Annotated in this window: 34 protein-coding genes and 1 tRNA gene; 7 read left to right on the forward strand and 28 right to left on the reverse strand. The window is 41.7% G+C overall.

From position 1 onward, the window contains the following. Positions 1 to 17 precede the first annotated feature (17 nt). The 17 genes from DW125_RS04580 to DW125_RS04660 all read right to left on the reverse strand — a co-directional run bounded on the left by DW125_RS04580 (position 18) and on the right by DW125_RS04660 (position 10,974). Positions 18 to 90: transfer RNA gene (locus DW125_RS04580), tRNA-Thr, on the reverse strand. A 155-nt stretch (positions 91 to 245) separates the two neighbouring features. Continuing rightward, complete coding sequence (locus DW125_RS04585; RefSeq protein WP_117537259.1) at positions 246 to 1,133, reverse strand: mechanosensitive ion channel family protein; 888 nt, start codon at positions 1,131 to 1,133, stop codon at positions 246 to 248. A gap of 58 nt (positions 1,134 to 1,191) precedes the next feature. Further along, the gene (pgeF, locus tag DW125_RS04590; protein ID WP_117537260.1) at positions 1,192 to 2,028 is read right to left on the reverse strand and encodes a peptidoglycan editing factor PgeF; all 837 of its coding nucleotides are present in this window, start codon (positions 2,026 to 2,028) and stop codon (positions 1,192 to 1,194) included. A 10-nt stretch (positions 2,029 to 2,038) separates the two neighbouring features. After that, positions 2,039 to 2,392: a YraN family protein gene (locus tag DW125_RS04595; RefSeq protein WP_021861164.1), complete on the reverse strand. Its 354-nt coding sequence runs from the start codon at positions 2,390 to 2,392 to the stop codon at positions 2,039 to 2,041. Positions 2,393 to 2,418: 26 nt separating this feature from the next. After that, positions 2,419 to 3,090, reverse strand: a complete 672-nt coding sequence (locus DW125_RS04600) for a ribonuclease HII (protein WP_117537261.1) — start codon at positions 3,088 to 3,090, stop codon at positions 2,419 to 2,421. After that, positions 3,083 to 3,649: a signal peptidase I gene (lepB, locus tag DW125_RS04605; protein ID WP_117537262.1), complete on the reverse strand. Its 567-nt coding sequence runs from the start codon at positions 3,647 to 3,649 to the stop codon at positions 3,083 to 3,085. The genes DW125_RS04600 and lepB (DW125_RS04605) overlap by 8 nt, the downstream gene beginning before the upstream one ends. Before the next feature lie 93 nt (positions 3,650 to 3,742). Beyond that, positions 3,743 to 4,303 carry a signal peptidase I gene (gene lepB / locus DW125_RS04610; RefSeq protein ID WP_117537263.1) on the reverse strand — a complete coding sequence of 187 codons (561 nt, stop codon included), beginning with the start codon at positions 4,301 to 4,303 and terminating at the stop codon, positions 3,743 to 3,745. Further along, positions 4,297 to 5,148 carry a ribosome biogenesis GTPase YlqF gene (gene ylqF / locus DW125_RS04615; protein WP_117537264.1) on the reverse strand — a complete coding sequence of 284 codons (852 nt, stop codon included), beginning with the start codon at positions 5,146 to 5,148 and terminating at the stop codon, positions 4,297 to 4,299. The genes lepB (DW125_RS04610) and ylqF overlap by 7 nt, the downstream gene beginning before the upstream one ends. 6 nt (positions 5,149 to 5,154) lie before the next feature. Further along, positions 5,155 to 5,817, reverse strand: a complete 663-nt coding sequence (gene lepB, locus DW125_RS04620; RefSeq protein WP_117537265.1) for a signal peptidase I — start codon at positions 5,815 to 5,817, stop codon at positions 5,155 to 5,157. Positions 5,818 to 5,882: 65 nt separating this feature from the next. Further along, the gene (gene rplS / locus DW125_RS04625; protein ID WP_021859801.1) at positions 5,883 to 6,230 is read right to left on the reverse strand and encodes a 50S ribosomal protein L19; all 348 of its coding nucleotides are present in this window, start codon (positions 6,228 to 6,230) and stop codon (positions 5,883 to 5,885) included. A 114-nt stretch (positions 6,231 to 6,344) separates the two neighbouring features. Then, entirely contained in the window at positions 6,345 to 7,091 is a 747-nt protein-coding gene (gene trmD / locus DW125_RS04630; protein WP_117537266.1) for a tRNA (guanosine(37)-N1)-methyltransferase TrmD, read from the reverse strand. A gap of 26 nt (positions 7,092 to 7,117) precedes the next feature. Continuing rightward, positions 7,118 to 7,624, reverse strand: a complete 507-nt coding sequence (rimM, locus tag DW125_RS04635; protein ID WP_117537267.1) for a ribosome maturation factor RimM — start codon at positions 7,622 to 7,624, stop codon at positions 7,118 to 7,120. Between the two features lie 76 nt (positions 7,625 to 7,700). Continuing rightward, a complete protein-coding gene (locus DW125_RS04640) occupies positions 7,701 to 7,931 on the reverse strand; it encodes a KH domain-containing protein (RefSeq protein WP_021859804.1) in 231 nt (76 codons plus the stop codon). A 24-nt stretch (positions 7,932 to 7,955) separates the two neighbouring features. Then, complete coding sequence (gene rpsP, locus DW125_RS04645; protein ID WP_021859805.1) at positions 7,956 to 8,201, reverse strand: 30S ribosomal protein S16; 246 nt, start codon at positions 8,199 to 8,201, stop codon at positions 7,956 to 7,958. A gap of 78 nt (positions 8,202 to 8,279) precedes the next feature. Continuing rightward, positions 8,280 to 9,632 (reverse strand): signal recognition particle protein, encoded by a 1,353-nt coding sequence (ffh, locus tag DW125_RS04650; RefSeq protein WP_117537268.1) that lies wholly within the window; start codon positions 9,630 to 9,632, stop codon positions 8,280 to 8,282. A 4-nt stretch (positions 9,633 to 9,636) separates the two neighbouring features. Beyond that, a complete protein-coding gene (gene ylxM, locus DW125_RS04655) occupies positions 9,637 to 9,981 on the reverse strand; it encodes a YlxM family DNA-binding protein (protein ID WP_021859807.1) in 345 nt (114 codons plus the stop codon). Positions 9,982 to 10,095: 114 nt separating this feature from the next. Then, a complete protein-coding gene (locus DW125_RS04660) occupies positions 10,096 to 10,974 on the reverse strand; it encodes a S8 family peptidase (protein ID WP_117537270.1) in 879 nt (292 codons plus the stop codon). A 152-nt stretch (positions 10,975 to 11,126) separates the two neighbouring features. Between DW125_RS04660 and DW125_RS04665 the strand changes: the two genes are divergently transcribed. From DW125_RS04665 to DW125_RS04680, 4 genes are all read left to right on the forward strand, one after another. After that, positions 11,127 to 11,759, forward strand: coding sequence for a J domain-containing protein (locus DW125_RS04665; protein ID WP_021859809.1), 633 nt, complete (start codon positions 11,127 to 11,129; stop codon positions 11,757 to 11,759). 73 nt (positions 11,760 to 11,832) lie between these two features. Then, a complete protein-coding gene (locus tag DW125_RS04670) occupies positions 11,833 to 12,093 on the forward strand; it encodes a chorion class high-cysteine HCB protein 13 (RefSeq protein WP_117537271.1) in 261 nt (86 codons plus the stop codon). A 120-nt stretch (positions 12,094 to 12,213) separates the two neighbouring features. Further along, positions 12,214 to 12,627 (forward strand): hypothetical protein, encoded by a 414-nt coding sequence (locus DW125_RS04675; protein WP_117537272.1) that lies wholly within the window; start codon positions 12,214 to 12,216, stop codon positions 12,625 to 12,627. Positions 12,628 to 12,642: 15 nt separating this feature from the next. Beyond that, positions 12,643 to 12,918 carry a hypothetical protein gene (locus DW125_RS04680; RefSeq protein ID WP_117537273.1) on the forward strand — a complete coding sequence of 92 codons (276 nt, stop codon included), beginning with the start codon at positions 12,643 to 12,645 and terminating at the stop codon, positions 12,916 to 12,918. A 7-nt stretch (positions 12,919 to 12,925) separates the two neighbouring features. Here the strand turns inward: DW125_RS04680 and DW125_RS04685 are convergent, their stop codons facing one another. Beyond that, positions 12,926 to 13,402 carry an acyl-CoA thioesterase gene (locus DW125_RS04685; RefSeq protein ID WP_021859933.1) on the reverse strand — a complete coding sequence of 159 codons (477 nt, stop codon included), beginning with the start codon at positions 13,400 to 13,402 and terminating at the stop codon, positions 12,926 to 12,928. A 93-nt stretch (positions 13,403 to 13,495) separates the two neighbouring features. Here DW125_RS04685 and truA point away from each other — a divergent pair, with 93 nt between their 5' ends. After that, positions 13,496 to 14,272, forward strand: a complete 777-nt coding sequence (truA, locus tag DW125_RS04690; protein ID WP_021859934.1) for a tRNA pseudouridine(38-40) synthase TruA — start codon at positions 13,496 to 13,498, stop codon at positions 14,270 to 14,272. A 161-nt stretch (positions 14,273 to 14,433) separates the two neighbouring features. On the opposite strand, the gene DW125_RS04695 is transcribed toward truA, so the two are convergent. Next, the gene (locus DW125_RS04695) at positions 14,434 to 15,048 is read right to left on the reverse strand and encodes an HD domain-containing protein (RefSeq protein WP_117537274.1); all 615 of its coding nucleotides are present in this window, start codon (positions 15,046 to 15,048) and stop codon (positions 14,434 to 14,436) included. A 1-nt stretch (position 15,049) separates the two neighbouring features. Continuing rightward, complete coding sequence (locus DW125_RS04700; protein ID WP_021859936.1) at positions 15,050 to 15,907, reverse strand: patatin-like phospholipase family protein; 858 nt, start codon at positions 15,905 to 15,907, stop codon at positions 15,050 to 15,052. 477 nt (positions 15,908 to 16,384) lie between these two features. Between DW125_RS04700 and DW125_RS04705 the strand changes: the two genes are divergently transcribed. Further along, positions 16,385 to 18,016 (forward strand): ABC-F family ATP-binding cassette domain-containing protein, encoded by a 1,632-nt coding sequence (locus DW125_RS04705; RefSeq protein ID WP_021859937.1) that lies wholly within the window; start codon positions 16,385 to 16,387, stop codon positions 18,014 to 18,016. Positions 18,017 to 18,228: 212 nt separating this feature from the next. On the opposite strand, the gene DW125_RS04710 is transcribed toward DW125_RS04705, so the two are convergent. The 4 genes from DW125_RS04710 to DW125_RS04725 all read right to left on the reverse strand — a co-directional run bounded on the left by DW125_RS04710 (position 18,229) and on the right by DW125_RS04725 (position 20,600). Continuing rightward, a complete protein-coding gene (locus DW125_RS04710; RefSeq protein ID WP_147323692.1) occupies positions 18,229 to 18,441 on the reverse strand; it encodes a hypothetical protein in 213 nt (70 codons plus the stop codon). Between the two features lie 146 nt (positions 18,442 to 18,587). Continuing rightward, positions 18,588 to 19,088 (reverse strand): hypothetical protein, encoded by a 501-nt coding sequence (locus DW125_RS04715; protein ID WP_117537276.1) that lies wholly within the window; start codon positions 19,086 to 19,088, stop codon positions 18,588 to 18,590. 12 nt (positions 19,089 to 19,100) lie between these two features. Continuing rightward, a complete protein-coding gene (locus DW125_RS04720) occupies positions 19,101 to 19,619 on the reverse strand; it encodes a hypothetical protein (RefSeq protein WP_117537277.1) in 519 nt (172 codons plus the stop codon). 351 nt (positions 19,620 to 19,970) lie between these two features. Then, the gene (locus DW125_RS04725) at positions 19,971 to 20,600 is read right to left on the reverse strand and encodes a histidine phosphatase family protein (protein WP_117537278.1); all 630 of its coding nucleotides are present in this window, start codon (positions 20,598 to 20,600) and stop codon (positions 19,971 to 19,973) included. A gap of 177 nt (positions 20,601 to 20,777) precedes the next feature. On the opposite strand from DW125_RS04725, the gene DW125_RS04730 reads away from it, so the two are divergent. Further along, complete coding sequence (locus DW125_RS04730; RefSeq protein WP_117537279.1) at positions 20,778 to 21,257, forward strand: S-ribosylhomocysteine lyase; 480 nt, start codon at positions 20,778 to 20,780, stop codon at positions 21,255 to 21,257. Between the two features lie 18 nt (positions 21,258 to 21,275). Here the strand turns inward: DW125_RS04730 and DW125_RS04735 are convergent, their stop codons facing one another. The 4 genes from DW125_RS04735 to infC form a co-directional block, all read right to left on the reverse strand. Then, positions 21,276 to 21,812 carry a cysteine hydrolase family protein gene (locus DW125_RS04735; protein WP_117537280.1) on the reverse strand — a complete coding sequence of 179 codons (537 nt, stop codon included), beginning with the start codon at positions 21,810 to 21,812 and terminating at the stop codon, positions 21,276 to 21,278. A 184-nt stretch (positions 21,813 to 21,996) separates the two neighbouring features. Next, positions 21,997 to 22,353: a 50S ribosomal protein L20 gene (rplT, locus tag DW125_RS04740; protein WP_021859944.1), complete on the reverse strand. Its 357-nt coding sequence runs from the start codon at positions 22,351 to 22,353 to the stop codon at positions 21,997 to 21,999. A 33-nt stretch (positions 22,354 to 22,386) separates the two neighbouring features. Further along, positions 22,387 to 22,584 carry a 50S ribosomal protein L35 gene (rpmI, locus tag DW125_RS04745; RefSeq protein ID WP_021859945.1) on the reverse strand — a complete coding sequence of 66 codons (198 nt, stop codon included), beginning with the start codon at positions 22,582 to 22,584 and terminating at the stop codon, positions 22,387 to 22,389. Between the two features lie 34 nt (positions 22,585 to 22,618). Then, entirely contained in the window at positions 22,619 to 23,113 is a 495-nt protein-coding gene (gene infC, locus DW125_RS04750) for a translation initiation factor IF-3 (protein WP_021859946.1), read from the reverse strand. Positions 23,114 to 23,157 lie beyond the last annotated feature (44 nt).

The raw sequence follows: 23,157 nt of genomic DNA on the forward strand, positions 1-23,157 counted from the left end.
AAATAAATAATAAAAAAAGCTGGAAATCGGACTTGAACCGACGACCCCTTCATTACGAGTGAAGTGCTCTACCGACTGAGCTATTCCAGCATGGACTGCATCAACTCGCAGTCACAAATTATATTATACCTGATTTTTTTACTTTTGCAAGAACTTTTTTACGAAACCGATTTCAAACTGATTTTCAAATCGGCTTTTCCATTTTCAAACCAGTCTAATTTTTAAATCTGTTCCAGACTTCGTCCTTATGCGTTTTTGTTCATATGAACGGTCAGCTGGCGATACGGAATCTCAATCTGGTTCTCATCCATCTTCTCTTTGATGTTCTCCAGTATACGCCATTTTGCCTGCCAGAAGTCCGCACTCTTCGTCCAGGCACGGGCACCCAGAACAACAGAACTTTCACCCAGTTCATCTACAAATACGACAATCTCATCTTCTCGGAGCACTGCCGGATCATTATTTAACACATCCATGATCATTGCTTTCGCCTTTTTAAGATCCGCATCATAGGAAATATCTACCTTGAGATCCAGACGTCTCTCATCCTTCGCTGTCGCATTGGTCAGACTGTTATTCGTCAGTATCCCGTTCGGTATGACAATTGTCTTGTTATCAATCGTTGTCAGTTTCGTGTAAAAAATCTGTATCTCTTTTACAGTTCCTTCATTTTTGTTCGTATCTTCAATAATGTAATCCCCGACTTCAAATGGCTTCAGGAGAAGGATCAATACACCACCCGCAAAGTTGGAAAGACTTCCTTGCATGGCAAGGCCGATTGCCACACCACCGGATGCGATCAATGCCGCTACAGAAGAAGCATCGATTCCAAATTTCGTTCCGATCATAAACAACAGAAGAAAATATAATGAAAACTTTAAAAGTGAATCAACGAATTGTTCTACACCTTTGTCAGCACTTGAGCGCTGCATGGATTTGCGTACGAGTTTGCGAATCCAGCGGATTACAATTCTTCCAATAAAGAAAAACACAAGTGCAAATACTACTTTTATTCCAAAAGAGATAAAATCGGGAATATGATTTTGCAGATATGTCGTAAACTGACTGACTTCTTTAACCGTATCCTGTGTCGTCTTTGTTGCGGCTTCTACCGTTTTTGTTGTGTCATCCATAGATTTTATTATCCTCCTGCATATTATTATATATGCTTTTTCTTACATACGCTTTCTCTTACACTTCTTGTAATGCCAGGAACGCACTTAAATTGCCTCTCGCATTGCCTGTTGTTCTATGTGAAAACAGCAGATCCGGGTTACAGTGTGTGCAGAGATTTGTCACCGCTATATGTTCTTTTAAAATACCGGCTTCTTCAAAGACTGCCTCATTGGCACGCCACAGATTTAACTGGTATTTTGCATTTTCTTTTTTATAAAATAATTCTTCCCAGAGTGACGCATCAAAAGCTTCTTTAAATTTTTCAATTACATCTTCGCTCACTTCATAGCAGTCCTGGCAGATCGAAGGTCCGATCGCAGCGAGAATATCTTTCGGGTCACTGCCGAATTCTTTCACAAGCTTCTCTACTGTTACTTTTCCCATCTTGCCGACTGTACCACGCCATCCGGAATGGCTGAGTCCAATCGCTTTCTTCACCGGATCTACAAAGAAAAGCGGTACACAGTCTGCGTAAAATGTTACAAGGCAGATCCCCGGCACATTTGTAACCAGTCCGTCTGTCTCCATAAAATGTCTGCCTTTATCCTCCGGCATGACACGTGCAACATTCGTCGTATGTGTCTGGTGTGTGTAGGTAAAGTCTTCCTTATGTACACCGATTGCACCTGCGATACGTTCCTTGTTGATTTCCACATCCTCCGGATCATCGCCTCTTGTGATACTGATATTCATAGATGTCCAGCATCCTTTGCTGACACCACCCAGTCTTGTAGAAAATCCATGATTTACAATCCCAGTATTTTCGAACAGCGGGTACGAAAGAAACGGCACATCATTTACTATCTTTTCATTAAAAATATGTTCGTCATTTTTATATTTGAATCCCAGCATATCGCTCCTCCTAATACGCCTCAAATGCATTTTTTACAAGACAGATCTCGTCATTCATAATTCCAATCACATCAAACCGACATGGTACTTCAGATAATCCGTGGTTTATAAGATAAATTCCTGCACATCGTGCGATCGTCCTCTGCTTCTTCACATCAACAGCCTCCAGCGGATGTCCGCCGGATGAACCATTCCGGTACTTTACTTCACAGAAGACAAGATATTCACCGTCTCTTGCGATAATATCAATCTCGCCTGCACGGCATCTGTAATTGTATTCCAGTATCTCATATCCGTGCTTCTTAAGATATGCACCGGCTTCTTTCTCAAATTTGCTTCCGATTGCTCTGTTATTCTCTCTCATAAACAGATCTTGTCCTCATCTTTGTCCTATACAAAATGTGTAATAAATGTTTTCCTGTGTATCGGTGTCGCTCCAAGTTCTTTTAAGCCTGCAATATGCGCTTTTGTTCCATAGCCTTTATTTTTTGCAAAATCATACCCCGGCAGAATCTGGTCGTACTCGATCATCAGATGATCCCTTGTGACTTTTGCTACGATACTTGCCGCTGCAATGGAAATACTCTTCGCATCTCCCTTGATGATCGGCACCTGTGGAATATCCACTTCCGGAATCGTCACCGCATCATTGAGCAACAGATCCGGCTCTTTTCCGAGTTTTCCTGTCAGATCCTCAATTGCCATCCGCATTGCTTCATAAGTTGCCTGCAAAATATTAATCTCATCGATCCTTGCCGGACCAACCGCGCCGATCCCGACCGCAACAGCTTTTTCCATAATTTCATCATAGAGTAATTCTCTTTTTTTCTCAGATAATTTCTTAGAATCATTGAGATATAATATCGTAACGTCTTTTGGCAGCACAACTGCACACGCCACTACCGGACCCGCAAGCGGTCCGCGTCCGACTTCATCAATCCCGCAGATATGCGTATACTGCGCATATTCTTTCTCGTACGCGGACATGACTTCCAGTCTCTCCAGCTCTTTTCTAAGCTTCTCTTCTTTCTTGCGCAGTCTCTCTTCTTCTCTTTTATTCATGTTTGATCACTCCGAACTTATTCAGCGGATAAATTCTGATAAATGCTCTTCCAAGCAGATCACTCCGCTTCAATACTCCAACATACGGATCACGGCTGTCCTGGCTATGATTCCGGTTATCTCCCAGCACAAAATACTCATCGGAGCCAAGCTTAATTGGTTCTTCGGCAATTCCCGGTTCATCCATCACTTCTCTTCCGTAAATGTCACTGGTTAATTTCTTTCCATTAATATAAGTATAGCCATCCTTTACCTGGACAATCTCACCCGGCAGTCCGATAATTCGTTTGATATAGAATGTATTTTCTTCATATTTGTATGGAAATACGATAATATCATAGCGCGACGGGTCATGGAAACGATAAGATATCTTATCTACGATCAGATTGTCTCCATCCTGCAGTGTCGTCTCCATCGACTGTCCGCTGACTCTTGTTCTCTGTCCTACAAATGTTACGATCATCCAAGTCAGTCCGATGATCACTAATATGTATAAAATATACCCAAGAATCGTTCTTAACATGCTCTTTGAACGCTCCTTTTCTTTTCCTTTTGCCATTCTTTAAACCCCTTTCCGGATGCTCTCTTTCTAAAAAACTTCCATCCGTTATCTGTCCGCGAAACCTTCTGTCGGCAGTTTTCAGCAGATATGCTACTTGTGCCGGAGCAGTCCGAACTTGTTAAACGGATAGATCCGAAGCCACGCTTTTCCCATCAGATCCCTTTTCTTCAGCACGCCGACATCCGGATCACGGCTGTCCGTACTGTCATTGCGGTTATCTCCCAGCACGAAATACTCGTCTTTTCCAAGTTTTACCGGTTCTTCGGCAATTCCCGGTTCATCCATCACTTCTTTGCCGTATATATCACTGGTCAGTTTCTTTCCATTAATATATGTGTAACCATCCTTTACCTGCACTGTCTCGCCCGGCAGTCCGATGATACGTTTGATATAAAATGTATTTTCTTCAAACTTGATCGGAAATACAATAATATCATACCTCTCCGGATCATGGAAACGGTACGATAACTTATCTACGATCAGGTTATCTCCATTATGGAGTGTATTCTGCATGGAAGGTCCGCTGACTTTTGTACGCTGTCCTACAAATGTTACGATGAGATATGCAAGCCCGATAATCACTAACAGATATAAAAGCCATCCAATTAATGAACGTCCTGTGCTTTTCTTCTCTTCTTTATTATCTAACATACGCCCTCCGGATATTCCAGTGTCAGTCTGCCAAGACGTCCGTTACGGAAATCATCTAACAACAGCATGGCTGCCTTCTCTGTATTTAATTCATTTCCTTTGACAACACAGTTACGGTTCTTCGCAATCTGATGCAGTACTACATAAGGATCTTCATCCGGTTCTACGGCATATTTTTCCGGTAAAACATCCGGATAATATGTTCCGAGGAATTTAATAAGCTCTGCCGCCAGTTCTTCTGTGTTTAAAATCTCATCCTTCATAGAGCCGATAAATGCAAGCCGGAGTCCGACTGCCTGGTCTTCGAATTTTGGCCAGAGGATTCCCGGAGTATCCAGAAGCTCCACCTGCTTGTTCAGGCGGATCCACTGCTTGCCTTTTGTGACACCCGGTTTATTTCCTGTCTTTGCACAGGCTTTTCCTGCCAGTGCATTGATAAATGTAGATTTACCGACATTCGGGATGCCGACAACCATCGCACGTACCGGACGGTTTAAGATTCCTCGCTTTCTGTCGCGTTCGATCTTTTCTTTGCAGGCTTCACGGATCACACCCTGGATGGACTTGATTCCGCCGCCTTTTTTGGAATTAACCTTCACAACAGAGTATCCTTTGGCTTTAAAATATTCTGCCCACGCATCATTCCATTTATCTTCTGCAAGATCAGCTTTATTCAGTAAAACCAGTCTTGCTTTGTTCTTTCCTAGTTCATCGATATCCGGATTCCGGCTGGAAATCGGGATTCTGGCATCTACCAGCTCAATCACAAGGTCAATTAATTTAATATTTTCCTGCATCATACGCTTTGCTTTCGTCATATGACCAGGGTACCACTGAAAATGCATATATCTTTACCTCACAAATCCAAAATGTTTTCTCGGTAACGCAACAAACCACGCTTTTCCGTAAATATAACTGCGCTTCACATTACCGATATCTGCATCACGGCTGTCATCGCTGTTCTCTCTGTCATCTCCGAGGACAAAATATTCATCGGAAGCAAGTTTCATCTGCTCACCTACGATACCGACATCACTGATCTTCGATGTCTTGTAATCTTCTTCCAGTTTCTTTCCATCTATATAAACATTATTCTCGATAATCTGGATCGTCTCACCCGGCAATCCGACAATACGCTTCGTATAATAATGATCGTTCTCATTTCCTTTTGGTTTAAAGACAATAATATCTCCCCGCTTCGGTGTCGTAGCATTATACACAATCCGATTTACCAGTACAACATCTCCGTTCTTCAGAATCGGATTCATGGAATCGCCAACTACACTGACACGCTGTCCAAAATACCATACCGATACAAATGCCAGCAAACAGACTACTGCAATCTGAAAGATCCATTTGAAAACGCCTGCAACGATGTAACGGTCCGGTTTGAAAGAAAACTTCTTCTGTCCGAATTGTTTTCTCCTGTACCTTCTGCTTCGATATTTTTTGCTTTTAAAATCTTTTCTCCGCAAATGTCTTCCTTTAAAAAGCGCCCTTCTCTTTCTTTTCATAAGATCCCCTTATATCAGAAAAAGGACAACTACAAATATGTACTTGTCCTTTTTAAACCTGTTTCTTATTTTACTAATTCTTTAACTTTCGCTCTCTTACCAACGCGGTCTCTTAAGTAGTTCAGTTTAGCTCTTCTTACTTTACCTCTTCTTACTACTTCAACCTTCTCTACGTTTGGAGAATGAAGCGGCCAAGTCTTCTCAACACCTACTCCATTAGAAGTCTTTCTAACTGTAAATGTTGCTCTTGTACTTCCGCCCTGTTTCTTAAGAACTGTACCTTCGAAAACCTGAATTCTTTCACGGTTTCCCTCTTTGATCTTACCGTAAACTTTTACAGTATCACCAACGTGGAACTCCGGTGCATTCTCTTTTAACTGCTCTGCTTCAATATTCTTAATAATATCGTTCATTGTGTGACCTCCTTGTTTACTTGGATGTTCTTAATACGCTTCGTACCAGAGGACCATCTATTTTCTTCACAACATATAGCATTTTACCATAATCCTAACCCAAAAGCAAGAAGTTTATTCGCTTTTTGTAATTTCTTTCTGTATCTGCGCTGCGAGGATTCTCTCCTTGTCTGTAAGCTCTGCTTTTTCCAGCAGATCCGGACGGTTCTTCGCTGTACGGATGACAGACTGCTCTCTGCGCCATTTTTCAATATTGGCATGGTGACCGGACATCAGAACTTCCGGAACTTTTTTATCATGCCATGTCTCCGGTCTTGAATACTGCGGATATTCCAGAAGATTATCCTGAAAACTTTCAAACTCTGCGGAAACATCATTGTGGAGCACTCCCGGAACAAGTCTGGAAATCGCATCTACCATGATCATTGACGGAAGTTCTCCTCCGGTCAGCACATAATCTCCAATCGATACATAATCCGTAACAATCTCTTCCAGCACGCGCTCGTCAATACCTTCATAATGACCGCACAAGAATACGAGTTCTTCTTCTTCCGCAAATTCTTCTGCCATCTTCTGGTTAAATGTCTGTCCCTGCGGCGACAGATAGACTACACGCGGACGCTTTCCGATTCTGTCTTCCAGTGCTTTGTAACACTGGTATACAGGCTCTGCCTGCATGAGCATTCCTGCACCGCCGCCATATGGATAATCATCCACGCTGTTATGCTTGTTAAATGCATAATCCCGGATATTAATTGCTTCGATGGAAAGCAGTTCATTCTTTATCGCACGTCCGATAATACTTGTCTTAAGACCGCCCATCACCATCTCCGGAAATAATGTCATAATATAAAACTGCATTTGTTATGATTCCTTCCTGTAAGCAATCAGATCAGTCCATCCATCAGATGGATCATCATCTGCCCTTTTTCTATATCTACACTGCGGATACATTCTTTGATCGCAGGAACAAGCACTTCGCCGTGCTCCGCATTTTCAATCACATAAACATCGTTGGCGCCTGTCTCGATCACATCTTTTAATGTACCGAATATATTGCCATCTTCTGTGCATACTTCCATGCCGATCATATCCGCAATGAAATATTCGTCTTCTTCCAGCGGTACTGCATGTTCTCTTGTTACATAAAGCGAACATCTTTTATACTTTTCAATATCATTTATATTATCAATGCCTTTAAATTTTAAGATTACAAACTGTTTAAAAAATTTTACACTCTGAATTTCTAACGGCATTGTCTCTTTTCCTGTATCAAGAATGACCTGTTTTAACTTTTTGAAGCGGTTCACATCATCCGTAGTCGGAAAAACTTTGACTTCTCCCCGCACGCCGTGTGTCTGTGTGATCACGCCTACCTGAAGCATATCTTCCATTTACAAATCTCCTTCTGACTGCTTTAAAAAAGGACAGGTACTACTACAGACCTGTCCTGTAAGCATCCGTTGGTAATTAATCTAAAATATCAACGATTACTTTCTTATCTTCCTTTGCAGCTGCTGCTTTTACCACAGAACGAATTGCTTTTGCAATACGTCCCTGTTTTCCGATTACTTTTCCCATGTCGGAATCTGCAACCTTCACTTCCAGAACGGTAGCTTTCTTATCTTCACGTTCTGTTACAACAACACTGTCAGGATCATCTACTAAAGCTTTTGCGATAACTTCTACCAGCTCTTTCATAGCTGTGCACCTCCAGGGTATTAATTATTTCTCGATGCCTGCTGCTTTGAAAATCTTGCTTACTGTTTCTGTCGGCTGTGCACCTGTTCCTAACCATTTCTTAGCTGCTTCTTCGTCAACTGAGATTGCGCTTGGCTCACAGTTCGGATCATATGTTCCGATCTCGTCGATGAATTTACCATCTCTTGGTGATCTAGAATCTGCTACTACGATTCTATAAAAAGGAGCTTTCTTCTGTCCCATTCTTCTTAATCTGATTTTTACTGCCATTTTGTTTACCTCCAAATAAAATTTTATAAATATTTTTTGATTTCTATATATAATGCGTAATCACGCCTTATATCAATGTTAGAACGGCATGCGGAACTTGCCGCGTTTTCCGCCTTTTCCCATCATCTTCATCATCTTCTTCATCTCACCGAACTGCTTGACCATACGGTTCACTTCACTGATGTCCACACCTGCGCCTCTTGCGATACGATGCTTTCTTGAAGGATTCAGAACATCCGGATTTCTTCTCTCTTCCACAGTCATGGAATAAATGATTGCTTCCATGCGCGCCATGTTCTTCTCAGCCTGCGCTGTCTGCTCATCATCAAGACCTTTCATCTTGCCCATTCCCATACCGCCAAGTCCCGGCAGCATGCTCATGATGCTGGAAAGTCCACCCATATTTTTCATCTGCTTCATGCTTTCCAGATAATCCTCGAAGTCAAACTGTGCTTTCTTAAGCTTCTTGGACATCTCTTTGGCTTTCTCTTCATCAATCTGTGACTCTGCCTTTTCGATCAGTGTCAGCACATCACCCATACCAAGGATTCTGGATGCCATACGTTCCGGGTAAAACTGCTCCAAATCTGAAAGTTTCTCTCCCATACCTGCGTACAAAATCGGCTTTCCGGTAACTGCCTTAACAGAAAGTGCAGCACCACCTCTTGTGTCACCATCTAATTTGGTAACAATCACACCGTCAATGCCGATCTTATCATTGAAATTCTTCGCCACATTCACGGCATCCTGACCGGTCATCGCATCAATTACAAGAATCGTCTGATGTACTTCTACGGTTTTTTTGATCTCCTGAAGTTCTGCCATCATATCTTCATCAATATGAAGACGTCCTGCAGTATCGAGGATCACCGGCGTGTTGCCATTCTTCTTCGCATGCTCGATCGCAGCTTTTGCGATATCTGCCGGCTTGTGGTTTTCTCCCATTGCGAAGACTTCCACTCCCTGTTTCTCACCGTTGACCTGTAACTGCTTGATTGCAGCAGGACGGTACACATCACACGCTACCAGTAATGGCTTCTTGCCTTTTAATTTATATTTGCCCGCCAGTTTCGCGGTCGTTGTTGTCTTACCTGCTCCCTGAAGTCCTGCCATCATAATGACAGTGATTGCACTTCCCGGCTGTAACTTGATCTCCGTTGTCTCAGAGCCCATCAGCTTAACCAGCTCTTCATTAACGATCTTGATCACCATCTGCCCCGGATTCAATCCATTCATGACATCCTGTCCAATGGCTCTCTCCTGGACATTCTTGATAAACTCCTTTACAACCTTGAAGTTTACATCCGCAGCTAACAATGCACGTTTGATCTCTTTTAATGCTTCTTTTACATCTGCCTCTGTAAGTCTACCCTTGCTCCGCAGATTCTTAAACACATTCTGAAGTTTTTCTGTCAGACTGTCAAATGCCATATATCTATAACTCCTCTATAATCTCATCCGATATCTTACGGATCTCTTTCACGATCTCTTCTGCACGCTCTTTCTCATAGCCATCCAGCAATTCCTTGATCGTTCCTGTCTTCTCTTTTATTGCCATGAACTTCTCTACCAGATGAAGTTTCTCTTCATATCCGCTCAATGTCTGATTACATCGTCGGATCAGATCGTGTACTCCCTGCCGGCTGATGCCTGCCTCTCTTGCAATCTCACCAAGAGACAGATCTTCCTGAATGAACTGTCCGTAAATCTCTTTCTGATGATCTGTCAGCAATTCTCCATAGAAGTCAAACAATAAAGCCTGTTCAAGAATTTCATTCATGTTTATCACCTGTGTTATCATACACGATAGCTGCGCAGGTGTCAAGTATTTTTTCTTGACACCCTGGTTTTCTTCCTTTTTTCTTATTTTTCCTACTTCTTTCGTGTCTCATTTTTATGCAAGCAACTGTTCCACACGCAGTGATCTGCCACACCGCTTCAGCAAATATCTCTTCAGCTCCTCACCTTCCAGTTCCGGATATTTGCTTTTTGCAAGTGCAAGCGCACCTGTTACGACAGGTGTCGCCATTGACGCACCGCTCTTTCTTATATAAGGAAAAAACTCTTTTCTTTGAAAACAGCTTTCCCCGTTTACCGCTTCATATCCGCAGGATACAATTCCCTCTCCCGGTGCAAAAATATCCGGTTTCCACACACAGATTCTTTCCCGTCCTGTTCCGCTGCAGTATCTGCCCATGCCACTGCGCCTGTAAGCTCCGACAGTGAGTACTTTTTCATTTGTACCCGGAACACTTACTTTCCGGCTTTGCAGTCCATAATTTCCAGCAGACACAACGACCGTGATTCCACAGTTACACAGTTCCTCCACAGCTTCTGTAATGCGGTTCTCCTTGACCGGATCAAGTCCCACGCCTGCACCAAGTGACAGATTCACAAGTGCAATTTTATTTTTCTTATTCACTTTTCTTACATGTTCCATTCCCCGTAAAATATGCATGGCATTTCCTTCCCCTTTTTCATCCAGTATTTTCACGATCAGAAGTTCCACTCCCGGTGCCATCCCTGCATACCTTCCACCGGACATTTTCCCGTCTCCGGCAAGAATTCCTGCCACATGTGTTCCGTGCCCGCTGTCATCATAAAGTCCGCATCGTCCATGCTGCATATCTGCAAATCCAATGACTCTTCCTTTAAAATCCGGATGTGGATATGCACCTGTATCCAGGATAGCAGCTCTCACACCTCTTCCTGTAATCCTTCCATTTATTGTATCCGGACATGCATATCCGATCTGGCGCTTTACGTTGTCCATATGATTATCACCTTTTTTATCAGCATATTCACTGGTATGCTTTCCGGCAGATATTATCCGCTAAAATTTTCCAGAATTTCAAATTGATTTCCTATAAAAACTGTCGTAATATAAATATGTTCTATTTACATAGACATATAAGGGGAGAATCTATGAAATCAAAAAATTATTATGACATTCTGGGTGTTTCTGTGAAAGCGTCTGCGGAAGAAATCACATCGGCGAAGAATGAACTGGCAAAAAGATACCATCCCGATGCAAATATGAAGAACGGCGTTGATACAACCAGCCGGATGCAGGAAATTCTCGAAGCATATAAAGTACTTTCAGATCCGGCACGCCGCAAGGCATACGACCGCTCCTTAACCGGGCGGAAAGCCGTTATGCGTACTTTTGATCTGTTCGATATAGAAGAAGAATCGAACGGCGACACCGGATTTGTCGTTTACTGGAAAGCAGCAAATACATTATATGATATCGTTCTGGAGAGTGAACCGTTATTTCACAAACGGGAGGCTAAAGGCAGACTGACTGCACTTGCCATCCGAGCCCTGCGCCCGATCATCACGCTGCGGGAAGCGCAGATCCCGGAGCGCTACTGGCATCCGGATATTATGAACTGGCTACTTTTTACGTCTTACCAGAATCCAAACTATACTGTTACTTATCTGCTTGCACTCTATGACACCCATATCAGATCAAGCCGCAGCATGGTTGAAAAGCTAAAAGCCCAGAACGCTGCTGCCAGATATGAACATACTGTCAGGAAATTATTAAAATATTAGCCGGTGCTTTACTCACACATCCTCCGGATTCGCATATGTTATTACTGTAAATATTTCATCGGAGGATTTTAATATGAGTGATTTAAGTGCTACAAACTGTGGCTGCGGATGTGACGCTGACAGATTCGGAGGCGGATGCGGCAACAATAACAACTGCGGATGTGGTTTCGGCAATAACAGCTGCCTGTGGATCATCCTTCTCTTATGCTGCTGTGGCGGATGCGGCAACAACAACGGATGTGGCTGTGGCAATGACAGCTGCCTGTGGATCATCCTTCTCTTATGCTGCTGCGGTGGTTTCGGCAACTGCGGATGTGGAAACGGATGCTGCTAATTCATCCTTCACACTGTTTCCGATATGATTCGGGATGGAGTTTATACTCCATCTCCTTTTTTATGTATATTTCCACGTTATTCCTCATATATATTTACAACGTAAAAGGAAGGAACTGCCATGGAAAAGAAAACACCCAGATCATTGCTGCCGTTCGATGAACTGACCATGCCCGGGGACTTATATCTTCTGAAACTTCTTTTGCCGTTCATCCCCGCACATATGCAGAAATTACTTGCCATTTTTATTAAATATCTGGAACTTTCCTATACCTTGCGTACGTTTCAGGGATTTGCCCGGAAAGAATTTTCCCTGCAGTCTGTCTCCGAACTTCTTCCATACATGGATCCGGACAGCTCAGACAAATTCCGCCAGTTGGAAATGATGATGCAGATGTTTTCCATGTCAGAAAATGACACAGACTTTAATCCTTCTGATATTTTAAATGGAATGTTTACAGATACACAGCAGGAAGAATTTGCTGCATACAGTCAGATGTTTGATGATGCGTTAAACAAAGATTTTGGAAAATGAAAGGAGTGTTTATCTATGGCAAATGAATGGATGAATCACCCGGATCTTAAAAATCTCGATCCGATCAAATTACAGCTGATCCGCACTGCTGCCGCCAATGCAGGGAATAAAACCGGAAAGGATCTTGCTCCGGTTATGATGGCTCTTATATCCAGTGCCGGAAAGAAAGGAATCCGCTTCACTCCGGATGAATTTTCCCTGATCCTTGAGATCTTGAAAGACGGGAAATCGGATCAGGCGAAACAGAATATTGATCAGATGGTACAGATGATAAAAGGTTATATAAAGTAATAACATTCTAAAACCCTTCTTCCTTGCGGAGCATACGGATCTCCCGACGCTTCTTTGCCTTTTCCCATTCCGCTCTCTCTTCTTCTGTCTCAAGAACGAGTCCCGGAACATGCGCCGGTCTGTCATTCTCATCAAGACCAACCATTGTAAAATATGCACGATTGATGAGTGTACGTTCACTGTCCATATGCTCTACATAGGTGTCTACCTTTACTTCCATGGAAGTAGTTCCGACATACGTTACGCTTCCTATAATAATCACGACATCCTTCTGATACGCACCGTGGAGGAACTTCAGATTGTCTACGGATGCTGTGATCACATTCATTCTTGCATGTCTCTTTGCCGCGACTACAGCCACTTCATCGATCCACTGCATCAGGATTCCACCAAACAGACGATCTGCACCGTTTAGATGGTTTGGACGCACAATATGGATTGTCTCAACGACTGATTCAGATACTTTTCTTTCTTCTGCCTTCATAAAATAATCTTCTCTTTCTTATTTTCGTGTCTTTTATTATACCACAAGATTTGTTATACTAACACTACAAGCATACAAAAGGAGCATTTAAACATGAGAAATATAAAACTTACGATAGAATACGATGGCAGCCGTTATCAGGGTTGGACAAGACTTGGTAAGAATGAATCGAGCAATACAATTTTCAATAAGATTCAGGAAGTTCTGCGGAAGATGACCGGTGAATTTGTTGTGGATCTCTACTGTGGATGCCGTACAGAAGTTGGTGTGCACGCCTATGCACAGATTGTCAACTTCAAGACTGAGAGCACGATGGATGTACAGGATATCAAACATTATCTGAACCGCTATCTTCCAATGGATATCGCGATTACAGATGTAGAGGAAGTCGATGACCGTTTTCATGCACAGCTGAATGCCAGATACAAGACTTATGTATACCGCATGACGATTTCCGATGTGCCGAGTGTATTCGACCGCAAGACAACTTACCACTGCTATAAGATTCCGGACAAGAAACGCATGCAGCAGGCTGCCCTGCACTTGATCGGCAAACATGATTTCAAGAATTTTTCAACCGTCAAGAAGACCAAATCTACTATCCGTGAAGTTACAAACATTGAGATTTATGACGATATCGAAGAAATGCAGATCACACTCCGCGCCGATGATTTTCTTCATAACATGGCACGTATCATTATCGGCACACTTCTGGATATCGGTTTTGGCACACGAAGTCTTGATGATATCGATGCAATCTTTGACGGCACTGCCGATGCAAGTGCCCCGTGCGATCCGAAAGGATTATATCTGCAGGATATTGAATATGCTGCACCGGTCGGCAATGCACCAACAATGGGCGAGATATAGTTCTGGAGACTTAAACAACAAAAGAGTATTGCAATTAGAACATCTCTATTTTGCAGTACTCTTTTCTTATCTTATATCCTTATTACTTTATAGTGTATCTCTTACATAGTTACTTTCACGTTACATTTTTCTCTTCTGCGAGATTATTTTCACATTACATTTTATAGAAACCCTTTTTTATCCTGTAGCCCCATCTGTTCATCCAGAGCTTCATCTACAGCAGCGTCAATCTTATCCAACGTATCCTGACGTATCAGTTCCCGCAGCCGTTCCAGATAAGGATGTGCTTTTGCCTGCTCCTGCCCATAAGTCAGCTGCAGATCATACTCCAGTGGCAGCCACGTATCAATCGACGCTTCATTGTGCTGGATTATAGCTTCCATCTTATCCAAAGCATGCACAATCTTCGCTTCCATCGTCTCACTTGCTTCCAGTTCTTCAAGAAGCATAAGAAATTCTTTTCGCTTTTTATCCGGCAGCACTTCTGCAATCTGATAAATCGCATCCTTCTCTGTCCTCCGGTCTTCTTCTTTCTTCTCAAATGCCGGAACATCTCCTGTCACTGCTTCTCCCATATCATGCAACAGACACATTTTCATAATGCGGTCACTGTCACACTCTGGAAATGCATCCTCCACAAGCCACGCAAACATTATCAGCCGAAACGTATGCTCAGCCACACTCTCCGGACGTCCGCTGCTCGTACAAGAATGGCGGAGATTACATTTTAATTTCTCCGCAATCGTCATAAATTCTAACAGACTTCTCTGATCCATTTTATTCCTCCAGATATTTCATCATTGCATCGTACTGTTTTTCCATCAGCTTATAGCCATGATTATAGAAATTCATCAATGTATCATAGTCTTTCTCCAGACGGGAAACTGTCGGGATCAGTGGGCGAAGCACGAAAATCTTTCCTTCTTCTTCCAGTTTCTCTACATGCTCCATTGTCTGATTATATACATGATTTCTGCGGATCGCTGCTCGCACCAGATTTGGATATTTCTTATATGCTTTCCGGTAAATTCCTGCCATTCCTTTGGAAATTGGTTTCTTTCGGTAGCCTGGATTCCTTGTCAGTATCAGAACAATCTTCTTATTGCCAAGCTCCATCGCACGGCGTAGCGGAATGGAATCCGCAATTCCACCGTCCAGATACGGAACTTCGTCAATATTTACAATCGGAGATACGAGCGGCATACTGCTGGATGCACGGCAAATCTTCATCAGTCTGTCAAAATCATGATCTTCCGTCATGTATTCTGCTTTTCCTGTCTCACAGTTTACTGTCACGATTTCGCATGTCATATCTGATGCGAAATATGTCTCATAATCAAACGGGAAGATTTCCTTCGGATATTTGTCAAATACCATGTCCATATCCAGAATACTCTTCTCTTTGATAAACTCACGGAAGCCATAATAATAGCTATACTCTTTATCTTTATGAATCATGCAGTCTCTTGTGCGTCCCGGCTGTTTCGACACATAGTCCACCGCATTGCAGGAGCCTGCCGATACACCGATCACATGAGAAAAATACTGATCTTTCTCCATAAGATAATCCAGTGCTCCTGATGTAAATACACCTCTCGTAGCTCCGCCTTCTAATACAAGTGTTCCATTTATCATAAATTCCACGCTCCTTTTCTTTATATAGCTCGATTCTGTCACCTTCTATGCTCTATAGTATTTCTGATTACAGCCTGTCTTAATAGCAGACTTCTCTTGCCCTGTATATTCTATAACATTTCCAGTTGCGGTCTGTCTTAATATCGTTACTTCTGTAAATCTGTATATTCTATAGCACTTCCAGTTGCAGTCTGTTTTAATATCACCACTTCTGTAAACCAGTATATCTATAGCATTTCCAGTTACTATCCTGTCTCAATATCATCAACCTGTATGTTCTATGATATTTCGGTTACTGCTTATCATAACATGATTTTTCAGGAAACGTAACCCCTATGCGACAACAAACCCGAAAAACAACCTCTGCGTCCAGCTTAAATTCCCTTGCCATTTTCCACCAACTCTGATAAGATAGGCTTTGTATGCAATGAAATTAATAATAAGAAGATAATCAAAATAACAAGGAGAATGTAAAATATGATCAGCACAAGCAATATTACACTGCGTGTGGGTAAAAAAGCATTATTTGAAGACGTAAATATCAAATTTACAGAAGGCAACTGTTATGGTCTGATTGGTGCAAATGGAGCCGGTAAATCTACTTTTCTTAAGATTTTATCCGGACAGCTTGAACCAAGCAAGGGAGAAGTCATCATCACTCCGGGTGAGCGTCTTTCTTTCCTGCAGCAGGATCATTTCAAATACGATGAATTTCCGGTACTGGATACGGTCATGATGGGAAATGCTCGATTGTACGAAATCATGAAAGAAAAGGAAGCCATCTACGCGAAAGAAGATTTCACTGATGAAGATGGTATCAAGGCAAGTGAATTAGAAGCTGAATTTGCTTCCATGAACGGATGGGAAGCTGAGTCTGACGCTTCTACTTTATTAAATGGTCTTGGAATCGGGACAGAACTTCACTATGAGACAATGAAAAATCTTGCAGGTCCTGAGAAAGTCAAAGTGCTTCTCGCACAGGCATTATTCGGCAACCCGGATATCCTGCTCCTCGACGAGCCGACCAACCACCTAGACCTGGATGCGATTGCATGGCTGGAAGAATTTCTGATCGGATTCGACAATACAGTCATCGTTGTATCCCATGACCGTTATTTTCTGAATAAAGTCTGCACACAGATCGCAGATATCGACTATGGAAAAATCAAACTGTATGCCGGTAACTATGATTTCTGGTATGAATCCAGCCAGCTTCTGATCCGTCAGATGAAAGAAGCCAACAAGAAGAAGGAAGAGAAAATCAAAGAATTGCAGGAATTTATTTCCCGATTCAGCGCTAACGCTTCCAAATCCAAGCAGGCGACATCCAGAAAACGTGCACTGGAGAAAATCCAGCTTGACGATATCCAGCCGTCCAGCAGAAAATATCCTTACATTGATTTCCGTCCAAACCGCGAGATTGGTAATGAAGTTCTGTCTGTAGAAGGCTTAAGCAAGACCATCGACGGTGAAAAAGTTCTGGATAACATTTCCTTTACACTGAACCGTGATGACAAAGTTGCTTTCGTTGGCGGTAATGAGCTTGCCAAAACCACTTTGTTTGAAATTCTCGCCGGTAACATGGAACCGGATGAGGGAACTTATAAATGGGGAATCACTACCACACAGGCATATTTCCCATTAGACAGCGGAGAAGAATTTGACAACGATTATACGATCGTTGAATGGCTGACTCAGTATTCTGAAGAGAAAGATGCTACTTATGTACGTGGTTTTCTCGGACGCATGTTGTTCGCCGGTGATGACGGTGTGAAACGTGTAAAAGTATTATCCGGTGGTGAGAAGGTGCGCTGTCTGCTTTCCAAGATGATGATTTCCGGTGCAAATGTGCTGATGTTTGACGAGCCGACTAACCACTTGGATATGGAATCGATCACTGCACTGAATACAGGTATGACCAAGTTTTCTGGCGTTATCCTGTTCTCTTGCCGTGACCACCAGATTGTCCAGACAACTGCCAACCGTATCATGGAGATTGTTCCGGGTGGAAAGCTCATCGACAAGATTACTACTTACGATGAGTACCTTGAAAATGACGAAATGGCAAGAAAGAGACAGACTTACACTGTTCAGGAAGAAGACAACTAAACAGCTCCGTGAGGATCGCATTTTTGCGATCCTCTTTTGTTATGTCTTGTTAGCGTTTTCTTTTAACTTGTTAGAGATTCCTTTTAGTTTATATCAGCTTGTTTGAGATACGTCAAACATACCCCTTACAGTTCTATTGTTTATATAGGGATATCACATCTCATTAGCTTGTTGGGGATACGGCAACCCGCCAGTCTGTATCTAATTTACAATTATCTATCTGAAAATCTAAAATAGCGATCTGCTTCTAATTCTGTAGGAAACATCTGTGCACCTATTTGTTTTAATTTTTCTTTTATCTGCCTCTCACATTTTCCCGGCTTATGTATAGCATAATAAAAATAAAGTACTTCCTCTTTCTCAGGCATCTTCCTGTACAATTCCTCAATCATACATTCATTGTTCTTCTGTAATTCTTCAACCACAGCACCTTTTCCCCAGAAATAAAAGTCTGTTGTACTGCAGATCCAGCCAGTCAGCAGCTGTATTTTAGTTGCCATAGCATCCGTAGGAATCTGCCAGTGGCAGGTTCTATAGGCATTATTTTTAAAATTTGCTTCCGCATATTGCTCTAAATTCCAATCACGAACCCTGAATCCGTTCCGTTCTTTACTTTCTTCTTATAGGTGTCGCCCCATTTCGGTTCTCTATATTTTACATTATAATTTGCTTTCCAGACACCATTCTCATTTACAATATCAGCATTCCAGGTAATCGCTGCACACTGTATTTCATCTGCTATATAATAACTCATCTCATATACTTGTTCCGGAACACCTTTTCCAAGAGCATTCTTCGGTATGCTGATATAATATTGATATTCTGTTGCGTCTTTGTCCCAGTTAAACAGCTTAATTTTATCATGACTTCTCTTCAGCCATGTATGCTTAACCGGCTTCTCTGAATCTCCGGAAACCTTAACTTTCACAACATTTACATCCTTAATCTCTTTTCCATTATATGTAATATGAATCTTACATGTTGTAAAATGATTCCATCCAATTCCTGCATACATTACAATTGCCAGACATACAACAACTACTACACACTGTGAAATTCTACTTTTCTTCATCTTTTTTCCTCCTTACCAGCTTCCTCTGCACGCGATTCGCTCGATTGCAGCGACCATTACAGTAGTTACAACATTCGCAGCCGCAATCACACCGAGACTTTTCTTTTTATCATGAATTTCATCCTGCACAATTACATAAACAATCGGACATTCTATGATCAGCGTCAGGAACAGGTATGCACTGTTAATGGTATAAAAATCCATCGATTCAAATGTCTGTTTTATCGTTTCATATACTCCATCTTGATAATAAGTGGCAAAATACGGCACCATAAAAGATACGAGATTTGATATACAGACAGCGATCAGCACTCTTTTTTTATTCTGAATATGTAAAATATTTTTAATCATCAAATATTCGATCACAATTGTCAGCACAGCTACAAATGGCAATAGCTGATATGGTGCCGTCGTTGTAAACCATATCCAGGAAGAATCAGCATACACAACTTTCGGAATACAAAGCACCAGTAAAACAATAAGCAGTATGCTCTCTTTTGTTCTTGCAAAAATTTTATCTGATTTTTTCATAGGCTTTTTCCTCCTTTTTCTCATTATAACAAATCAGGGCTTCAATTTTATGACATATTTTCTGAAAATTCCTTTAAGATTCCCTTAATTTTTCTCTTTAATCATTTGAATATTTCTTCAAAAACTCTTCCAGATGCGTATTTATTGCGATTTTATTAATACAAACTGTAATAAAAAAGAGAGAACCCTAATCGTCCTCTCCTACTCCTTTTTCAAGTATATTATGTTGATTATATTGCTTATAATATTAGTCAGCAATGCTATTCCCAGAATCAAGTTTAATCCTTCTGTTACTGCCATATAGCATAGACATGCGAATGTCACCCATGATGTTATTATTATACTCTTCATCTACCAATTCTTCACCTCTTCTTTGTAAAATGTCCGGTTCTCATAAATAATCCGGGCAACGCCATCCTGCACTTCTACTTTTGTTACTGCACAGTTTTTATGTACACCAATATCCCAGTATGCTTTCAGCGACTGATTCTTAATATTATTCATAAGCCCTGCAAGCGCTACACCATGGGTGGTAATCAGTACACATTTATACGCATATTCCGGTGCATGTATCAGCCAGTCCAGAAATGCGCCGGTACGTTTTTTCACTGCCAGAAAATCTTCGCCGCCCTGTGCAGGCTTGAAACCAACCGGATCATTAAAAAATGCTCTGAAAGATTCCGGAAGATCCCATCCTTCTTCTGCGCAGCATTTTCCTTCGTACTCTGCGAATCCCATCTCTATGATCCGTTTATCTTCTATGATCGGCACATCTTTCCCCGCAAGGATAAGCTCAGCCGTCTCTTTCGCTCTTTTTAATGGGCTTGTAAAACATACATCAAATGGTATGTCCTGAAGCGCTTCTCCTGTTTCCACTGCCAGTTGTCTGCCAAAATCATCTAAAGCGACATCCGCCTGTCCCTGCAGCCTACGCTCTTTATTCCATTCTGTCTCTCCGTGTCTCACCAAATATAATTCCATCCTCTAAAACTCCTTATATATCTCATGTCCACTGCACTTGACAGCGACATCTTCTCACTCATGTGCTGTTGCACATGTCTGTATCCTGTCAAAAGCAACAGTCTTAAAATATTTGCTACTCTTCCATAAAAATGCTATACTCTTACAGAATCATTGAAACAGGAGGATATTCACATTATGGAAAAAGTAACAAGTTTTACAATTAATCATCTGAAATTAAAACCGGGTATCTATGTATCGCGTATCGATCATGTAAACGGTAACCCACTCACAACTTTTGATCTTCGCATGACAACACCGAACAAAGAACCAGTTATGAACACAGCGGAAGTTCACACGATCGAGCATCTCGGTGCGACATTTCTTCGCAATCATCCAACTTACAAAGATCAGACTATTTATTTCGGACCAATGGGATGCCGTACCGGATTCTATCTGATCCTTGCCGGAGAGCTTACTTCTAAGGAAATCGTTCCACTCATCTGCGAAATGTTCCGGTTTATCGCAGATTTTAACGATGAAGTTCCTGGTGCGGCGGCAAGAGACTGCGGCAATTATCTGGATATGAACCTTCCAATGGCAAATTACCTCGCAAAGAAATATCTGACAGAAGTTCTGGATCACATTACCGATGATCGTCTCGTTTATCCGGAATAATTCTTACAGATAATTCTTCTAGCATTTGATCTGGCACATCCGCATAGCTGCCAGCGCTGTCTCATGACTGTCTGTTGTCACTCCGGCACAACAGTCTTTGTCAACATATACCGGCACTTCCGGCAATGCGGCTTTGCTGATCATTGCATTTGAAATCACACAGATATCTGTGCAAAGTCCGACAAGCGTAATCGATGTAATCCCATCCATGCCATTTCCACGCAGCTCTTCATCTTTTTTCTTTAACAGTTCTCCCAGCTCCATGCTTCCAAATGTCGGCTTATCGATCACAATGTCATTTTCACTGCGAAGCGCCTCTAACTGCGGGCAAATCTCCCAGCCTTTTGTACCACGGATACAATGTGCTACCGGAAGATTCCTGCCTTCCTGTGTATCCAGATAATTCTCTTCATGGGTGTCTCTCGTATAAATAATTTCACCGTCAAAGTCTTTAATTTTTTTTGCAACATCCGGTACAATCGCTTTTGCTTCTTTCGTTCCAAGTGCGCCGTCAATAAAGTCATTCTGCATATCCACAATAATTAATATATCCATGATCTGCCTCCTTAATGTTTCCCATACAAATTATCAGAAACACCTTCCGCCTTATTCTGATATTGTGGGCGGTTATCAAATACATCATGCTCCCATGAATGTATTTTCCTCATCGCATTTACAAAAAGCAGTTACCGGAATTTCCAATAACTGCTTTGTATATTCTATCTATATTCTGCTAAAATTAAGCAAGTTTTGCTTTTGCAGCTTCTGCAAGTGCTGTAAATCCTTCAGCGTCATTAACAGCCATCTCTGCAAGCATCTTTCTATTGATGTCGATGTTTGCAAGTTTCAGACCGTGCATCAGTTTGCTGTAAGAAAGACCATTCATTCTTGCTGCAGCGTTGATACGAGCGATCCATAACTGACGCATCTGACGTTTGCGCTGTTTTCTTCCTGCGTATGCAGATGTAAGAGCTCTCATAACAGACTGTTTTGCTACTCTATACTGTTTAGAGCGTGCTCCTCTGTATCCTTTTGCTAATTTTAAAGTTCTATTGTGTCTTTTTTTAGCGTTTAATCCGCCTTTGATTCTTGCCATGTCTTATCTCCTCCTTCTATTCTCTACACTATCTTACAGATATGGTAATACTTTCTTCATGTTCTTTACATTAGTTGCATCTGTAATGATTGATTTTCTAAGATTTCTTTTTCTCTTTGTAGATTTCTTAGTTAAGATATGGCTCTTGTAAGCTTTATTTCTTTTTAATTTTCCTGTACCTGTTTTTTTGAAGCGCTTTGCAGCTGCTCTATTTGTTTTAATTTTTGGCATTGTAATATTCCTCCTTAGATTTATAAATGTATTTTTAACGTTTTTCAGTTAAAACCATGCTCATACTTCTGCCTTCCTGCTTTGCCGGTTTCTCGATCACAGCAACATCAGCAAGTGCCTGCGCAAAATCATCCAGAATGTGTTTACTCTGTTGCATATGCGCCATCTCACGGCCACGGAAACGTAAAGTGACTTTTACTTTATTTCCTTTACCGATGAACTTCTTTGCATTGTTCATCTTCGTATTCAGGTCATTCGTATCAATATTCGGTGAAAGACGTACTTCCTTAACCTCTACAGTTTTTTGCTTCTTCTTTGCTTCTTTTTCTTTTCTCGCCAGCTCATACTTATACTTACCGTAGTCGATGATCTTACATACCGGCGGCTGTGCCTTCGGAGCAATCTTTACAAGATCAAGATCTGCCTCTCTCGCAAGTTTCATGGCATCTTTGGATGACATGATACCAAGCTGTTCTCCACTTTCGCTTATCACACGAACTTCCTTATCTCTAATCTGTCCGTTAATCATTAAATCGCTAATGTTCCTGCACCCCCATTATAAAATAAAAAGTG

It is taken from the genome of Dorea sp. AM10-31 (assembly GCF_003435815.1).
Taxonomy (GTDB): domain Bacteria; phylum Bacillota; class Clostridia; order Lachnospirales; family Lachnospiraceae; genus Dorea_D; species Dorea_D hominis.

What these genes read in the sequence shown, in the direction of transcription:
- trmD (WP_117537266.1), bottom strand. Translation starts at nt 7,091, where the DNA reads ATGCAGTTTTATATTATGACATTATTTCCGGAGATGGTGATGGGCGGT.
- rpsP (WP_021859805.1), bottom strand. Translation starts at nt 8,201, where the DNA reads ATGGCAGTAAAAATCAGATTAAGAAGAATGGGACAGAAGAAAGCTCCT.
- infC (WP_021859946.1), bottom strand. Translation starts at nt 23,113, where the DNA reads ATGATTAACGGACAGATTAGAGATAAGGAAGTTCGTGTGATAAGCGAA.
- DW125_RS04730 (WP_117537279.1), top strand. Translation starts at nt 20,778, where the DNA reads ATGGAAAAAGTAACAAGTTTTACAATTAATCATCTGAAATTAAAACCG.
- DW125_RS04585 (WP_117537259.1), bottom strand. Translation starts at nt 1,133, where the DNA reads ATGGATGACACAACAAAAACGGTAGAAGCCGCAACAAAGACGACACAG.
- lepB (WP_117537263.1), bottom strand. Translation starts at nt 4,303, where the DNA reads ATGTTAGATAATAAAGAAGAGAAGAAAAGCACAGGACGTTCATTAATT.
- DW125_RS04670 (WP_117537271.1), top strand. Translation starts at nt 11,833, where the DNA reads ATGAGTGATTTAAGTGCTACAAACTGTGGCTGCGGATGTGACGCTGAC.
- DW125_RS04695 (WP_117537274.1), bottom strand. Translation starts at nt 15,048, where the DNA reads ATGGATCAGAGAAGTCTGTTAGAATTTATGACGATTGCGGAGAAATTA.
- DW125_RS04685 (WP_021859933.1), bottom strand. Translation starts at nt 13,402, where the DNA reads ATGAAGGCAGAAGAAAGAAAAGTATCTGAATCAGTCGTTGAGACAATC.
- DW125_RS04700 (WP_021859936.1), bottom strand. Translation starts at nt 15,907, where the DNA reads ATGATAAATGGAACACTTGTATTAGAAGGCGGAGCTACGAGAGGTGTA.
- DW125_RS04595 (WP_021861164.1), bottom strand. Translation starts at nt 2,392, where the DNA reads ATGAGAGAGAATAACAGAGCAATCGGAAGCAAATTTGAGAAAGAAGCC.
- DW125_RS04675 (WP_117537272.1), top strand. Translation starts at nt 12,214, where the DNA reads ATGGAAAAGAAAACACCCAGATCATTGCTGCCGTTCGATGAACTGACC.
- DW125_RS04735 (WP_117537280.1), bottom strand. Translation starts at nt 21,812, where the DNA reads ATGGATATATTAATTATTGTGGATATGCAGAATGACTTTATTGACGGC.
- rplT (WP_021859944.1), bottom strand. Translation starts at nt 22,353, where the DNA reads ATGGCAAGAATCAAAGGCGGATTAAACGCTAAAAAAAGACACAATAGA.
- ylqF (WP_117537264.1), bottom strand. Translation starts at nt 5,148, where the DNA reads ATGCATTTTCAGTGGTACCCTGGTCATATGACGAAAGCAAAGCGTATG.
- truA (WP_021859934.1), top strand. Translation starts at nt 13,496, where the DNA reads ATGAGAAATATAAAACTTACGATAGAATACGATGGCAGCCGTTATCAG.
- DW125_RS04640 (WP_021859804.1), bottom strand. Translation starts at nt 7,931, where the DNA reads ATGAAAGAGCTGGTAGAAGTTATCGCAAAAGCTTTAGTAGATGATCCT.
- DW125_RS04720 (WP_117537277.1), bottom strand. Translation starts at nt 19,619, where the DNA reads ATGAAAAAATCAGATAAAATTTTTGCAAGAACAAAAGAGAGCATACTG.
- pgeF (WP_117537260.1), bottom strand. Translation starts at nt 2,028, where the DNA reads ATGCTGGGATTCAAATATAAAAATGACGAACATATTTTTAATGAAAAG.
- ffh (WP_117537268.1), bottom strand. Translation starts at nt 9,632, where the DNA reads ATGGCATTTGACAGTCTGACAGAAAAACTTCAGAATGTGTTTAAGAAT.
- DW125_RS04715 (WP_117537276.1), bottom strand. Translation starts at nt 19,088, where the DNA reads ATGAAGAAAAGTAGAATTTCACAGTGTGTAGTAGTTGTTGTATGTCTG.
- rimM (WP_117537267.1), bottom strand. Translation starts at nt 7,624, where the DNA reads ATGGAAGATATGCTTCAGGTAGGCGTGATCACACAGACACACGGCGTG.
- DW125_RS04680 (WP_117537273.1), top strand. Translation starts at nt 12,643, where the DNA reads ATGGCAAATGAATGGATGAATCACCCGGATCTTAAAAATCTCGATCCG.
- DW125_RS04665 (WP_021859809.1), top strand. Translation starts at nt 11,127, where the DNA reads ATGAAATCAAAAAATTATTATGACATTCTGGGTGTTTCTGTGAAAGCG.
- DW125_RS04725 (WP_117537278.1), bottom strand. Translation starts at nt 20,600, where the DNA reads ATGGAATTATATTTGGTGAGACACGGAGAGACAGAATGGAATAAAGAG.
- lepB (WP_117537265.1), bottom strand. Translation starts at nt 5,817, where the DNA reads ATGAAAAGAAAGAGAAGGGCGCTTTTTAAAGGAAGACATTTGCGGAGA.
- DW125_RS04660 (WP_117537270.1), bottom strand. Translation starts at nt 10,974, where the DNA reads ATGGACAACGTAAAGCGCCAGATCGGATATGCATGTCCGGATACAATA.
- lepB (WP_117537262.1), bottom strand. Translation starts at nt 3,649, where the DNA reads ATGGCAAAAGGAAAAGAAAAGGAGCGTTCAAAGAGCATGTTAAGAACG.
- ylxM (WP_021859807.1), bottom strand. Translation starts at nt 9,981, where the DNA reads ATGAATGAAATTCTTGAACAGGCTTTATTGTTTGACTTCTATGGAGAA.
- DW125_RS04600 (WP_117537261.1), bottom strand. Translation starts at nt 3,090, where the DNA reads ATGAATAAAAGAGAAGAAGAGAGACTGCGCAAGAAAGAAGAGAAGCTT.
- rplS (WP_021859801.1), bottom strand. Translation starts at nt 6,230, where the DNA reads ATGAACGATATTATTAAGAATATTGAAGCAGAGCAGTTAAAAGAGAAT.
- rpmI (WP_021859945.1), bottom strand. Translation starts at nt 22,584, where the DNA reads ATGCCAAAAATTAAAACAAATAGAGCAGCTGCAAAGCGCTTCAAAAAA.
- DW125_RS04705 (WP_021859937.1), top strand. Translation starts at nt 16,385, where the DNA reads ATGATCAGCACAAGCAATATTACACTGCGTGTGGGTAAAAAAGCATTA.